At 72.7% G+C, this 14,382-nt stretch carries 10 protein-coding genes; 5 read left to right on the forward strand and 5 right to left on the reverse strand.

Going from position 1 to position 14,382, the window contains the following annotated elements; all coding sequences use genetic code 11:
• Window positions 1-2: 2 nt before the first annotated feature.
• Both ACTFTM_RS28365 and ACTFTM_RS28370 read right to left on the reverse strand, forming a co-directional pair.
• Window positions 3-410, reverse strand: a complete 408-nt coding sequence (locus ACTFTM_RS28365) for a roadblock/LC7 domain-containing protein (RefSeq protein ID WP_007465177.1) — start codon at window positions 408-410, stop codon at window positions 3-5.
• Window positions 407-3,574: a sensor histidine kinase gene (locus tag ACTFTM_RS28370; protein WP_449563425.1), complete on the reverse strand. Its 3,168-nt coding sequence runs from the start codon at window positions 3,572-3,574 to the stop codon at window positions 407-409. The genes ACTFTM_RS28365 and ACTFTM_RS28370 overlap by 4 nt, the downstream gene beginning before the upstream one ends.
• A gap of 446 nt (window positions 3,575-4,020) precedes the next feature.
• Between ACTFTM_RS28370 and ACTFTM_RS28375 the strand changes: the two genes are divergently transcribed.
• Window positions 4,021-5,202: an ABC transporter substrate-binding protein gene (locus tag ACTFTM_RS28375; protein WP_449563426.1), complete on the forward strand. Its 1,182-nt coding sequence runs from the start codon at window positions 4,021-4,023 to the stop codon at window positions 5,200-5,202.
• Between the two features lie 273 nt (window positions 5,203-5,475).
• Here the strand turns inward: ACTFTM_RS28375 and ACTFTM_RS28380 are convergent, their stop codons facing one another.
• Together ACTFTM_RS28380 and ACTFTM_RS28385 are read right to left on the reverse strand one after the other, a co-directional pair.
• Window positions 5,476-6,336: an ABC transporter permease gene (locus ACTFTM_RS28380; protein WP_449563427.1), complete on the reverse strand. Its 861-nt coding sequence runs from the start codon at window positions 6,334-6,336 to the stop codon at window positions 5,476-5,478.
• Between the two features lie 99 nt (window positions 6,337-6,435).
• Entirely contained in the window at window positions 6,436-7,467 is a 1,032-nt protein-coding gene (locus ACTFTM_RS28385) for an ABC transporter substrate-binding protein (protein ID WP_355050735.1), read from the reverse strand.
• Window positions 7,468-7,735: 268 nt separating this feature from the next.
• Here ACTFTM_RS28385 and ACTFTM_RS28390 point away from each other — a divergent pair, with 268 nt between their 5' ends.
• From ACTFTM_RS28390 to ACTFTM_RS28405, 4 genes are all read left to right on the forward strand, one after another.
• Window positions 7,736-8,521: an ABC transporter ATP-binding protein gene (locus ACTFTM_RS28390; protein ID WP_449563428.1), complete on the forward strand. Its 786-nt coding sequence runs from the start codon at window positions 7,736-7,738 to the stop codon at window positions 8,519-8,521.
• A 2-nt stretch (window positions 8,522-8,523) separates the two neighbouring features.
• Window positions 8,524-9,474 carry an LLM class F420-dependent oxidoreductase gene (locus tag ACTFTM_RS28395; RefSeq protein ID WP_449566759.1) on the forward strand — a complete coding sequence of 317 codons (951 nt, stop codon included), beginning with the start codon at window positions 8,524-8,526 and terminating at the stop codon, window positions 9,472-9,474.
• The gene (locus tag ACTFTM_RS28400) at window positions 9,471-9,779 is read left to right on the forward strand and encodes a cupin domain-containing protein (protein ID WP_266246239.1); all 309 of its coding nucleotides are present in this window, start codon (window positions 9,471-9,473) and stop codon (window positions 9,777-9,779) included. The genes ACTFTM_RS28395 and ACTFTM_RS28400 overlap by 4 nt, the downstream gene beginning before the upstream one ends.
• Before the next feature lie 78 nt (window positions 9,780-9,857).
• Window positions 9,858-12,674 carry a hypothetical protein gene (locus tag ACTFTM_RS28405; RefSeq protein WP_449563429.1) on the forward strand — a complete coding sequence of 939 codons (2,817 nt, stop codon included), beginning with the start codon at window positions 9,858-9,860 and terminating at the stop codon, window positions 12,672-12,674.
• A 105-nt stretch (window positions 12,675-12,779) separates the two neighbouring features.
• Here the strand turns inward: ACTFTM_RS28405 and thiC are convergent, their stop codons facing one another.
• Window positions 12,780-14,372, reverse strand: coding sequence for a phosphomethylpyrimidine synthase ThiC (gene thiC, locus ACTFTM_RS28410; RefSeq protein ID WP_449563430.1), 1,593 nt, complete (start codon window positions 14,370-14,372; stop codon window positions 12,780-12,782).
• Between the last annotated feature and the right edge of the window lie 10 nt (window positions 14,373-14,382).

The following is a 14,382-nucleotide window of genomic DNA, read 5'->3' on the forward strand; positions in this document are numbered from 1 at the left end:
CGCTACGAACGCACCGCGTCGCGGGGCAGCGGCACCAGCGCGGCGCCCACCCGTTCCACCAGCAGCGCCATCTCGTAGCCCACCTGGCCCACGTCGCAGCTCCGCGCGGCCAGCACGGCCATCGACGAGCCGTCGCTGATCGACATGAGGAAGAGGTAACCGCTGTCCATCTCGATGACGGTCTGCAACACCCCGCCCGCGCTGAACATCCGGGCCGCGCCCTCGGTCAGGCTCACCACGCCGGACGTGATCGCGGCGAGCTGGTCGGCCCGGTCCCCCGGCAGGTCCCGGGAGGAGGCGAGCAGCAGCCCGTCGGCGGACACCGCCACCACGTGGGCGATACCGGCCACGCTGTCGGCGAAGTTGGTGAGCAGCCAACCCATGTCCTGCATGGCAGCTGGCCTGTTCATCGGCTCTCCTTGGTCGAGGTGCTGTTCAGGTCCGTACCGGCCGACCGACCGCGCTGCACGCCACGGTGGTAGGCCGACAACAGGCCGCGTACTTCGTCGGGGGTCCGCCGGCTGCGGTCCCGACCACCCTTGGGTTCGATACCGCCCGGCACGAGCTGCGCCTGCGGCACCCGCTTCGGCAGACCCGAGCGGGTGGTGCCGGCGGCGGCCGGCTCGGCGGCCCGGCTGGCCAGCGTCCACCCCTCGTCGGCCGCCGTCCGCCAGGCGTCCGGGTCCGGGCCCGGTGGCGTGGCGGCCGGCGCGGGCGCCGCGACGGGAGCCGCCGGAGCGGCCGGAGCTGCCTGGGGCGGGGCGTACGACGGTGGCGGCGCCGGCGTGGAGGCGCCACGACCGCCGGTCTTCGCGCTGCCGAATCCGTCCATGCTTCCCACGCTCTGCGCCCCGACGCCCTCGGAAGTGCCCGGGGTGCGGGTGGGCAGCGGCGGTCGGGCCGGCGCGGTCGACGGGCCACCGTTGGCCGCGCGCGCGCCGGCGTCGGCGGGTGGGGGCGGCGTGTCGAACTGCGGCCGGGTGAAGATCGCGGTGGCGTCGTCGCCGTGCGACCGGAACCAGACCGCCTCCATCTCCCGGAAGATCGGCGCCTCGGCGGGGAACTCCGGCCGGGTGCTGACCGGCGCGGCCGGCGTCGGCGGCGCGACCGGCACGGCGGGCTGCACGGGCGGCAGCGGCGTCGCGGGCGGTGCCGGCGGGGCCACCGCGCCCGGCCCGGCGACCGGTCCGACCGGCAGCACCGGCGCGCTCGGTCCGGCCGTGGTGTCGGCCGTCGCGCCCCGCCGGGGCAGCGCGTCGATGGTCGGGTACGCCACGGTGGGGCTGCCCGCCGACGTGCCGTTGCCGTTGCCGTACGTGGGTCGCGCGGGTGGCGCCGGAACGGCCGGTGCGGCGGCGGGCGGCGCCGTCGGGCGTGCCCCGGTGTAGCCGCCGGCCTGCACGGCCGGGGTGGTGTCCCGCGTGTCGAGCGGGGACTGCCACTGCGCGGGCGCCGGGGCGTTGCTCCGCCACTGGTCCGGCAGCGTCGCCGCCGAGGTGGCCGCGCCGGCGTACGACTCGGCGTGGCCGACCGGGGTGAGCGGCGTCTGCTCGACGGCCATCGGCTGACGCGGACGGGGCAGCGCCTGGTCACGGCCGCGGCTGCTGGGCAGGATCACGGTGGCCGCGGGCAGCGTCACCTGGGCGACCGTGCCGCCCTCGACGTTGCGGCGCAGCTCCACCCGGATGCCGTAGCGGGAGGCGAGCCGGCTCACCACGGCCAGACCCATGAGCCGGAACGCGGCGACGTCCACGCTCGGCGGGGCGGCCAGCCGGCGGTTCAGCGAGTCGAGCTGCTCGTCGGTGAGACCGAGTCCGCGGTCCTCGATCTGGATCAGCACGTAGTCGCGGATGCGGCGACCGTCGGCGACGACGGTGGTGTTCGGCGGCGAGAAACGGGTGGCGTTGTCGAGCAGTTCGGCGACGAGGCGTACGACGTCGTTGACCGCGTGCGCGGCCACCGAGATGTCGGTGTCGACGGTGCCGAACTCGATGCGGTTGTACAGCTCGACCTCGGACTGGGCGGCGCGCAGCACGTCCACGACGAGCGCGTCGTCGCGGCGCGGCACGGCCGAGTCGGCGCCCGCGAGGACCAGCAGGTTCTCGTCGTTGCGGCGCATCCGGGTGGCCAGGTGGTCCAGCTCGAAGAGCTGGGCCAGCCGCTTCGGGTCCTCCTCACCGCGCTCGATCGCGTCCAGCTCGCCGATCATCCGGTCGACCAGGGTCTGACTGCGGCGGGCCAGGTTGAGGAACATCGCCGAGACGCTGGTGCGCAGGGCGGCCTGTTCGGCCGCGACCCGCACCGCCTCCCGGTGGACGACGTTGAAGGCCGACGCCACCTGGCCGACCTCGTCGCGGTTGGTGAGCTGGATCGGGTCCCGGACCTGGCGGACGATCTCGTCCACGCCGCCGTCACCCACGCTGCCCATGTTCTGCAGTCGCTGCACGGCGTCGGGCAGGTCGTGGTTGGCCACTGCGAGCGCGCCCTCGCGCAGACGGCGCAGCGAGTCGTTGAGCGACCGGGCCAGCACCACGGCCAGCGACACGGCGATGATCAGGGTGAGCAGCACCAGGATCGACTCGACCACGGCCTGCCGGATGACGTCCGAGCGCGCCTCGTCGGCCTGGTCGAGCAGGCGGTCCTGCAGTTGGATCTCGGCCCAGCGCATCAGGTCGTTGACGGCGCCGATGGCCGCGGTGGCGTCCTGCGCGCTGACCAGCGCACGCTGCCCGACCGAGCGGCTGATGTCGGTGGCGACCCGGTCGGCGAGACCGACGGCGTCACCGGAGACGGTGCTGTCGACGAGGGCCCGCTGCACGGGGTCGGCGGCGAGCGAGAAGGAGACTAGCGCCTCCTGCTGACTGGTCAGCGTGGCCACGAAGGAGGAGAACTGCTCCGGGTCGAGCTGGCCGGCGGTCAGCGCGGTGAAGGCGACCGCCTCCTCCTCGGCGACGGACGCCTTGGCGCGGGCGAACGCGGCGACGGCGCGCCGGCTGTCCGCCAGGCTCTCGTCGCCGGGGAGCTGGGCCAGCCCGTCGCCGTAGCTGATCAGGTCGGTGAGGATGACGCCGTAGCGCAGGACCGCCTCGGCGACCGCCATCTGCCGACGGTCGAGCACCTCCTGGCGGGTGCCGTCCAGGGTGGCCAGGTGGTCGTCGATCGCCGCCAGCCGGTCCCGCACCGCCGCCGGCACCTCGCCGATCCGGCCGCGCTCGGCGCGGTACTCGTCCACCCGCTGCTGCGTCTGACGGACCCGCAGGTTGTACGCGTCGGCCGGCTGCTGCGGAGTGGCCAGGTAGGCGGCCGCCGCCATCCGCTCGGCCTGGAGATCCTGGGTCAGCGCACTGACGTCGATGGAGAGCGCGGTGAGCGCCCGGGCCCGGGTGGCGTCGAAGGCGCCCTCGCCCACCGAGATGAGTCGGACGGTGGCCAGCGCGATCACCGCGGCGACCGGAACGACCAGGATCAGCGCCAGTTTGGACCGGATCCGGGCGTCCCGCAGCCTCGGCAGGCGCCGGCGCGTACGCCCGGTATCGCCGCCGATCGCGGGCAGGGTCGTCGGTCCGGTGCTCACGACATCGCCTCCGTCGTTTCTTCCCCGCCTGGCTCGCCGAGCCGTGCCGGGAGCGGAGGGGACCACGCGCGGCACGGCCGCGATTTCATCAGAGAAGATCGTGTTTGGGAAGCCGCAGTGAGGCAGGAAACGGTCGGACGGCGCGGAGCCCTTGATCCGGTCAACTGATACCTTCATTTCCGCAAGCCCCTGAACAGGGCATGTAACTCCAGAGTGGTCACGCGTGTATGCAAAGTGAGGTTTTGCAAACATTGCGTTACCCCAGCATGTGGGATGGCCGTCCCGAAAATGCAACCGGGGTCCGCGCTTGACCACAGCGCCGGCCATTGGCAAGGTTTTGCAGGCTTCGCGCACACACCGTACGGCAGAGGAGATCCCGTCCTCCACTGAGGACGGATTAGCGGCGGTGACCGGGCAGCGCCCGCGCCCGCACCTGGAGGACTGAGTTGAGCCCCATCCGCTCCGCGACCATCGCGGCGCTCGCATCGGCCCTCGTGGCCACCACGCTCGCCGGCTGCCAGTTCGGCGAGGCGGAGCAGGACACGAGTCCGATCGTGATCGCCGCCGACCTCGAACTCTCCGGAGCCGCCGCGCCAATGGGCCGGGCATACCAGCGCGCGCTGGAACTCAAGCGGGACCAGTTGAACTCCTCCGGAGCACTGAACGGCCGGAAGATCGACCTGAGGGTGAAGGACAACCGTTCCGACGCCGCCGAGTCACTACGCAACATCGCCGACTTCAGCAGCGATTCCCGGGTCAGCGCGATCGTCATGGGCGGTTGTAGCGAATGCGCGGTCGGCGCGGTCGGCGTCATCAACGAGAAGCGGATTCCCACCATTGCGCTCGCCGCTTCCGGGGCGATCTCAAGCCCGGTCGCCGACCGGCGCTACGTGTTCAAGCTGGGCCCGAACGCGGCCGACAGCGCCTCCGCGCTCACCACCGAACTGCGCCGCAAGAACGTCCGCAAGGTCGCTCTGCTCGCCAGCAACGACGACTACGGCCGCGAGGGCGTGCTCGCGCTGCGTCGCGAACTGGGCAAGACCACCATCAAGGTGGCCGGCGAGGAGTCGGTGAAGACCACCGACACCGAGGTCGGTCAGCAGATCGGCAAGCTCGTCAAGCTCAAGCCCGACGCGCTGGTCGTCTGGACCCCGCCGGAGCAGGCCACGCTCGCCGCGACCAGCGCCCAGCAGGCCGCTTTCCGCGGGTCGCTCTTCTTCGACGCGGGAGCGGCCGGCGACCTGTTCCTCGGCGCGGCGGCCCGGGCCACCGAGAAGGCCACAATGGTCTTCACCCAGACCATGGTCATCGACGACGTGATCGCCACCACGCCGGCGAAGGCGGCCCGGCGGCAGTGGTTCCAGGACTACACGGCCCGCTACGGCGGCTACAACGGCTCCTCCTCCTTCGCCGCCGACGCGATCCAGCTGATCGCCGACGCCGAACTGCGGGCCGGCGGCGCGGCGGGGAAGATCGACCGGGACGGCATCCGTGACGTGTTGGAGACGTCCCAGATCGACGGCCTCTCCGGCCCGATCCGCATGACGCCCGACAACCACTCCGGCCTCATGCCGCAGGCGCTCACCACGCTCGTCGCGCGCAACGGGCGCTGGCGGTTGGCGGGATAGCTCGGGTCGGGGGTGGTGGCCTACCGCGCCCGGCTCCGGGCGGTCAGGCTTGATCCCTGCGCCGGGCACGGTAGGGCCAAACCCTTGGGCGCCAGGGGGCCCGGGCGAGCGTTGGGCCGCCAAGATCCGCGCAACTTCGGTGATACTGCTGCCTCCGGCGCTTGGGAGGCAGCAGTATCACCGAAGTTGTGACTGGCTGCGGCCGGCCTGCGCCGGGGCCACCGGCAGGCTCGTCCTGCACGCGCCGTCCCCGCCAATCTTGGACAATCTCCGTCAGCGGCTGCTGGTGGTCTCCCGTACCCAGGGCAGCGCGATCCGCTCGACGAGCACGAGCGCGGAGTAGAGCAGGATGCTGACCAGCGCCACCAGCAGGATCGCCGCCCAGGCGGTCGCGTAGTCGCCGACGCCGGCGTACTGGAGGATGACGTAACCCAGGCCCTTTTCACCGGCCTGGAACTCGCCGATCACGGCGCCGATCGCCGCCAGCGGCATGGCCACCTTGAGTCCCACGAAGATCTGCGGCAGCGCCGCCGGGAACCGCACCTTGCGGAACGCCTGCCAACGGGAGGCGTTCCACGACCGGACCAGCTCGGCGAGGTCGGCCGGCGTGGTGGTCAACCCCGTCGCGGTGGACAGCACGATGGGGAAGAAGCAGAGCAGGAACACCATGGTCAGGATCGGCTTCTGACCCCAGCCCAGCGCCACCACCAGCAGCGGGCCCAGGGTGATCTTCGGCACGGCGTTCACCGCGACCAGCAGCGGGGTGAACATCCGCTCCACCGCTCGGGAGCTGGCCAGGGAGAGTCCGATCAGGACACCGGCGGCGGCCGACAGGGCGAAGCCGATGAGGATCTCCAGCAGGGTCGCCCAGGTGTGCTCCAACATCTGGGCGGGCTTGTCGACGAACGCGCTGAACACACCTCCCGGCGGGGGCAGGGCGGCCGGCGGGATCAACTCCAGCCGGGCCACCAGCCACCACACGGCCAGGGCGACCACGAGACCGGCCGCGGGCAGCAGCGTCGCCCCGGTGCCCGCGCGCAGGCCGGCGCCCCGACCCGCCCGACGCGCCTGGCGGCCGGCGCCCGGGGGTGGGGGCGCGGTCACCGCCGGCTCGGCTGAGCGGACGTCGGTCATCTTGTCCTCCTCCTATTCGCCGGCCCGGGGGCCGACAAGCGACGGGGGTACGCCCCACCGGAGACCGGCGGGACGTACCCCCTGGTGACGACCGGACGATCAGGCCTTCGGCGCGAGGCTGAAGTCGATGATCTGCTCGGGGGTGATGTTCTGCTTGAGCGCGCCCGCGCCCTGCAGGATCGCGATGCTCTTCGCCACCCGGCCGCTGTCCAGCGTGCCGATCGCGGTGCCGGAGTTGCCGGAACGCACGTACGCGGCCATGAGGTCCAGCTCGGCGGCGGCTGCCACCGGGTTGGCGGCGTCGACGTTCTTCTTCAGGATCTCGCCGGCCTCCTTGGAGTTGGCCAGGCTGTACTCGAGGCCCTTGAGCAGCGCCGCGGTGAACCGCTTCACCATCTCGGGCTTCTCCTTGGCGATCTTGCTGGAGGTGATCAGCACGTTGCCGTACAGGTCCTGCATCACGTTGCTGTACGGCAGCATGACGGCCTTCTTCTTGGACACCGCCTCGATCGTCGGCTGGCCGACGACGAACTGGCCGATGCCGTCCACCGAGCCGGAGGCCAGCGTGCCGATCAGCGCCTGCGCCTCACCGTTGACCCAGGTCACCTTGCTGGCGTCCACACCGGCGAGCCGGGCGTACGTCGGGAACAGGTTGCGCACCACGGAGCCGGGGGTGTCGGCGAGCTTCTTGCCCTCCAGGTCCTTGGGCGAGTTGATGTTCTTGCCCTCGACGGTGGCGATGCCCGCCATCGTGCGCTGCTGGATCGCGGCCACGGCGGTGAAGTCCTTCGCCTGGCCGTTGCCGAGCTGAAGCAGACCACCGGTGAGGTCGATCGGCCCGAAGTCCGCCTGGCCGCCGACGACCGTCTGGATCACGCCGCCAGTTCCCTGGCCGGCCTTGATCTCGACGTCGAAGCCGGCCTCCTTGAAGAAGCCCTTGTCCTTCGCCACCCAGGCGTAGGAGTCACGGCCGAAGTTGCCGAAGGAGGTGAGGTAGGTCACCTTCTCCAGCGCTCCGTCTTTGCCGCCCTTGGCGTCGTCGGACGAGTCCGACCCGCTGCTGCAGGCGGAGACGAGGGCGAGGGCAGTGGCCAGCGCGGCCGTAGCGACCGTACGGGTCAGCCTTCTCATCAGTAGCACCATGTCCTTTCCGACCGGGACCGCAGGTCACCGGAGGGGTTGTCGCGACGCTGCCGGCTGGAGGGGCAAGCCGGGCACCGCCATCGTGAGGGGACTCTTCGCGGGCACAGCGTACGAGAAACCCACAGTTGCGACGCCAGGCGTATCGGGTTGCGGATCGGAAACAACCTGACGACGACCCCGGACGGTGCGTCATGTCAACAGGGCGGCTAGCCTTTGTCGGATTCCTGACCGTCCACTCAGCGGAGGTCCGCCGCAGATGATCCGACTGTCCGGGGTGTCGCGTACCTTCGAAGGCCGGTCCGGCCAGGTCGAGGCCCTTCGCGGCATCGACCTCGACGTCGCCGAGGGCGAGTTCGTCGCCATCCTCGGACGCTCGGGCTGCGGCAAGTCCACCCTGCTGCGGTTGATCGCCGGGCTGCTCCCGTTGACCTCCGGCGAGATCACCGTGGCCGGTACGCCGATCACCCGGCCCCGCCGCGACATCGCCATGCTGTTCCAGAAGCCGGCGCTGCTGCCGTGGCGCAGCGTGCTGGACAACGTCCTGCTGCCGGTGGAGATCTTCGGCTGGAGTCGCGCCAAGCACCGCGAGCGGGCCCGCGAACTGCTCGACGTGGCCGGCCTGGCCGGATTCGAGAAGCGACTGCCGCACGAGCTCTCCGGCGGCATGCAGCAGCGGGTGTCGCTGTGCCGGTCGCTGATCGGCGAACCGCGGGTGATGCTGATGGACGAGCCGTTCTCCGCGCTCGACGCGCTCACCCGCGAGGAACTCTCCGGCGAACTCCAGCGCGTGCACATGGAGAACAAGCCCACCATCGTCTTCGTCACCCACTCGATCGACGAGGCGGTGCTCCTCGCCGACCGGGTGATCGTGCTGAGCCCTCGCCCCGGCCGGATCCGCAAGGTGGTCGAGGTGTCCATCCCCCGTCCGCGCACCCTGGGCCGCAACGCCCACCTCGCCGACGTCGCCCGGGTCAGCGCCGACCTGCACGAACTGTTGATGGAACGCGACCAGCCGGCCACGGCCGGCGCGGAGGGACGATGACCATGCGGGTGTCGGTGTTCACCGAGCCGCACCGGGGTGCCGACTACGACACCCAGCTCCGGTTCGCCCGACTGGCCGAAGCCGGCGGCTTCGAGGGATTCCTGCGGGCCGACCACTACCAGTCGATGGGTAACGACCCGGGCCTGCCCGGCCCGACGGACGCCTGGCTGACCCTGGCCGCGCTGGCCCGGGAGACCGAACGGATCCGGCTGGGCACCCTGGTGACGTCGGCGACCTTCCGCCTGCCCGGCCCGCTGGCCGTGCTGGTCGCACAGGTCGACCAGATGAGCGGCGGACGGGTCGACCTCGGTATCGGCGCCGGCTGGTACCAGCGCGAGCACACGTCGTACGGCATCCCGTTCCCGGCCGTCGGGGAGCGCTTCGACCGGCTGGCCGAGCAGCTGGAGGTGATCACCGGGCTGTGGTCCACGCCGATGGGCGAGACGTACAGCTTCACCGGTGACCACTACCGGCTGGTGGACGCGCCCGCGCTGCCCAAGCCGGCGCAGGTGCCCGGTCCGCCGATCATCGTGGGCGGCCGTGGCCCCAAGCGGACCCCCGAGCTGGCAGCCCGGTACGCCGACGAGTTCAACATGCCGTTCAAGTCCGTGGCCGAGACCGCCGGGGCGTACGACCGCGTACGGGAGGCGTGCGACCGTACCGGCCGGGCCGAGACCGGGCGGGCGCCGCTGGTGCTCTCCGCCGGCATCGTGGTGGCCATCGGGCGCACCGCCGCGGAGGCCGCCCGACGGGCCGCGCCCCTGCACGAGAAGAGCGCGCTGCCGCCGGAGGACCCGGTGGTCGGCTCGCCGGCGGAGCTGGTGCAGCGGATCGGCGAGTTCGCCGAGATCGGCGCGACCCGGGTGCACCTGCGCCTCACCGACCTCGACGACCTCGACCACCTCGAGCTGATCGCCGCCGAGGTGCTTCCCCAACTGGACGGTGGACGATGACCGACGTGATCGACGGCACCGAACTCGGGCCCGTGGGCCAGGAGATCGTGTACGAGAACGACCGGGTGCGGGTCTGGCACATCCGGCTCGAACCGGGTGAGCGCCAGCCCCTGCACCGGCACGACCACCCCTACCTGGTGGTGGCGATTCAGGGTGCGAAGAACGTCGTGCAGACGATCGACGGGACCCGGATCGACGCCGACGAGCCCACCGGCGGGGTCGTCTACCGGGATCCCGGCGCCGTACACATGCTCACCAATGTCGGGGACACGACATACCTGGCCCGGCTGGTCGAACTCAAGTAGACCCGCCGGGGGACGCCCCGGCGCGCCGCGCGGCGCGCCGGTGGCGGTCGGGTGTACGAGGTGCGTAACGTGCCCGACATGGCCTATCGGACCTGGGGCAGACTGCTGCTCACGGCGCTCGGGGTGAGCGTGCTGGCCGGAGCCGGCCAACTCGGCGTCGCGTACGGCTTCGGCATCGTCCGGCTCACCGGCGCCTTCACCGGCTCGACGGTCAACCAGTGGCCGGCCCAGCTCGTCTGGGTGGGCTGGTTCGCCGCGAACGCCGCCGTGGCCGGCGCAGTCCTGACCGGCCGGCTGGCCCGCCGGGACACCCCGCCCGCCAGCACCGGCCGGCACCTGGCCATCGGGGGTGCCGCCGCGCTCGGCGCGACCGCCGTCGCCCCGCTCTGCATGCAGCCCGCCCGAGCCGCCGAGTTGATCTCGGTGGACCCGGTCTGGGCGGTCGGCATCTGCGCCATCCTCGGCGCGGTCATCGGAGCGGGCGCGGCCATCGCCGTGCTGCTCCGGCCGGAGCTGGGCTGGAACATGGCGGCCGTGGCCGGGACGGTCTGGTTGCTGGCGCTGGTCTCCGTCCTGCCGTCGCTCGGCACGACCGGTCCGCTGCCCACGGTCCGACTCGGCGTACTCGAACCGAACTGGCTCGACGACGCGGCCGCGCAGCGCCTGGCGCTGCTCGTGCTGCCTCTGGTGGCGCTGCTCGCGGGCGCGGCGACCGCCGGACTGGCCCGATGGCGCGGCCAGATCCCGCTGATCAGCGCGGCGACCGGCGTGGCCGGTCCGGTGCTGGTGGCGTTCGCGTACCTGACCGCCGGCCCCGGCGACGCCGTCGACCGCTACCAGACGACCCCGTACTACGGCGCGCTGATCGCCGTCCTCGCCGGCGCGCTCGGGGCCGCGGCCGCCGCCCTGCTGCGCTGGCCCATCGGCGTCCGCGCCGCCGATTCCGCGGCGGTCGCGCCCACCGACATCCTGCGCCCGCTGCCCGCCGGTCCGACGCTGCCCGGTGGCGAGCCGGCGACGTCGACGGACCCGGCCGAGGACCACCCCGAGCACGCGGGCGGGCAGGTGGCCGCGACGGCTCCGGGTCCGCGTGCCGGTGGCGACACCTCAGGTGTACGCACCGTCCCCGCCCACTGGGACTGGCCGTCGGTCACGGCGAGCGGCCAGCACGGCCCGGTCCCCGCCGACGCGGCGCGCGGGGGTGCGGCCGCCCGGTCCGCCGACCCCAGCCCGCGCACGGATGCCGGCCTGTCGCTAGGCGACGCCGCGACCCCGGAGCCGTTGGCCGACGGCGGGCGGCACGACCGCACACCGGCCCGCGACTCCTGGCTGACCGACCCGACCGGCGAGTTCACCGCCGGGCGGGAGCCGTCCAGCCGCGGCGCGGACGCGACCGCCGGTGCCGTCGAGCCGATGCCCACCGTCCCGGTGTCCGCTGCCCCGGCGTCCGCTCCGGACGCGACGGCCGGGGCCAGCCCGACGCCCGACGCGGGCGACGACCATCCGACCGGCGGCGACGCGACCCGCCGGGACGAGCCGGACAGCGACCGTACGGCGGCCAGCACCTCCACCGGCCGGCCCACCACGGGCAGCGCCGACACCGCGGTCCCCGACGACACCGGCACCCCGGTCTCCGGCGGCGCGGGCTCGCCGACCACCAACCCGACCGTCACCCCGGGCACGGGCGTGGCCGTCACGCCGGACGCGGAGAGCACGGGCACGGACAGCGCCGCCGGCAACGGCACGGTCGAGGTGTCCGCGCCCAAGCCGCGCCGTCCACGCAAACCGAAGTCCGTGCCGACCGCCGCCTCGGCGGACGCGACCACCGACGACACGACAACCACCGACGGCCCGACGGCCGCCGACGGGACGACCGGCCCGACCGGCGTACGCGCCCGGCGGGCTACCCGCGCCGGCAAGGGCGCCACCAGCGCCGACGCCGCCCGGCCGCTCGACCGGGACGCTTCGGAGCCGGACCAGACGGCTCCGAACCCCGAGCCCGCCGCAGCGGCCGGAACCGGCGGGGCGGACCCGCAGGCCGAGGCCGCCGCAGCCGGTGCCGGAAGCCCACCCGCCACGACCCCGGACACCCCCGTCCAGGCAAACGATGCCGCGCTGGCCCCGACCTCCGGTGCCGGCCGCACCGACCCGGCCGTGACCGAGGACGGCCCGGGCAGTTCGCTGTTCGGTGCGGCCGCGGGGGCCGACCGGTGGACGCCGGCGGCACCGACCTGGGCGGCCACCGCCTCGGACCCCACGGCGGCGACCGATCCCGAGCCCTCCGCCGCGAACGCCTCCGTCGACGCACCGGAGTCGACCGACTGGACGCCCCGCTTGCGCCACCGGCCACCGTTGCCCGACCTGAGCCGGGTGCCCAGCTGGGACGCCTTCGACACCACTCGTCGTACCAGGACACCGGACCCGAGCACCGGGACGTCGGAGCAGGGCGGGCCGCCCGCCCCGGCCGCCGGTAGGACCGATCCCACCAGTACGACCGGGCCGGCCAGTGGCACGATCGGCCAGGCCGAGGCGGCCAGCGCGCTGGCCGCTCTGGCGAGGTCCATCGTGCCGCCGTCGATCCCTCCGGTCGTGCCGGAGCAGGTCGGCGCGCCCAGCACCGCCGGCACGCCGGAGGGCGACGCCGCGGGGACGTCCACGGACGACGCCCGGCAGTCCTCGCGGCGGGGGCGGCTCGGCGGCCTGTTCCGGCGTAACCGGGCGCGAACCGACGAGGAGAGCCGGACCGCGCCCGACACAACGGAGCCGCTGCCCGCGCAGGACGAGGAGTTCGTGGACTGGGTCGCCGGCCTCGGCAAGCCGGTCACCGACAACGAGCCCGAGCAGGAGAGCCGCCGTCGCTCGCTGCGCTCCACCGGCCGGCACCACCGCGACTGAACTGATCGACCCGGGTTCCGTGCATCCGGGGCGTACCGCCGCCCGCGATGCCCCGATGTCACCGAACCCGAGTCGATCATGCCTGGCCGGCTCTGGCCAGCCCGGTCAGGCCAGCGGCAGGTAGACCTTGCCGCCGCCGGAGACGAACTCCTCCGACTTGTCCTTCATGCCGCGGGCCGCGTACTCCTTCAGCTCCTGGGTGATCTTCATGGAGCAGAACTTCGGGCCGCACATCGAGCAGAAGTGGGCGGTCTTCGCGGGCTCGGCCGGCAGGGTCGCGTCGTGGTACGAGCGCGCGGTCTCCGGGTCCAGTGAGAGGTTGAACTGGTCCTCCCAGCGGAACTCGAACCGCGCCTTCGACAGCGCGTCGTCCCACGCCTGCGCGCCCGGGTGCCCCTTGGCCAGGTCGGCGGCGTGGGCGGCGATCTTGTACGCGATCACGCCGGCCTTCACGTCGTCGCGGTCCGGCAGGCCGAGGTGCTCCTTCGGGGTGACGTAGCAGAGCATGGCGGTCCCGAACATGCCGATCATCGCCGCGCCGATAGCCGAGGTGATGTGGTCGTACGCGGGGGCGATGTCGGTGGTCAGCGGCCCGAGCGTGTAGAACGGGGCTTCGTGGCACCACTCCTGCTGGAGGTCCACGTTCTCCTTGATCTTGTGCATGGGCACGTGACCCGGGCCCTCGATCATCACCTGGACGTCGTGCTCCCAGGCGACGCTCGTCAGCTCACCGAGGGTACGCAGCTCGGCGAACTGCGCCTCGTCGTTGGCGTCCGCGATCGAGCCGGGCCGCAGCCCGTCACCGAGCGAGAACGTCACGTCGTAACGCGCGAGGATCGCGCACAGCTCCGCGAAGTTCGTGTAGAGGAAGTTCTCCTCGTGGTGCGCCAGGCACCAGGCCGCCATGATCGAGCCGCCGCGCGACACGATCCCGGTGACCCGGTCCACGGCCAGCGGCACGTACGGCAGCAGCACCCCGGCGTGCACCGTCATGTAGTCCACGCCCTGCTCGGCCTGCTCGATCACGGTGTCCCGGAACACCTCCCAGCTCAACTTCACCGGGTCCCCGCCGACCTTCTCCAGTGCCTGGTAGATCGGCACCGTCCCGATCGGCACCGGGGAGTTACGCACGATCGCCTCGCGGGTCTCGTGGATCCGCTTGCCGGTGGACAGGTCCATCACCGTGTCCGCGCCCCAGCGGGTCGCCCAGGTCAGCTTCTCCACCTCTTCGGCCACCGACGAGCTGACCGCCGATGTGCCGATGTTGGCGTTCACCTTGACCAGGAACGCCTTGCCGATGATGGCCGGCTCGCACTCCGGGTGGTTGACGTTCAACGGCAGCACCGCCCGGCCCGCGGCGATCTCGGCGCGCACCAGCTCCGGGTCGACGTTCTCCCGGATCGCCACGAACTCCATCTCCGGCGTCACCACACCGGCCCGCGCGTACGCGAGCTGCGTGGGTCGGCGACCGTCCAGACCGGCCAGCGGCGTCCCCGCGCCCCGCACCGGGGCCACGTCACCGCGCTCGGCGATCCACGGGCCGCGCAGTGCCGGCAACCCCACCGAAGGGTCCGACCCCGGGCCGGACGTGTCGTAGAGCCGTACCGGCGGATGGTCACCGGTCAGCGTCACCTCCGCGAACGGCACCCGCACATCCGGCCGCGAACCCTCGACGTACACCTTGCCTCGTGCCTGCATGACAACCTCC

The organism is Micromonospora sp. RB23, from assembly GCF_053585025.1.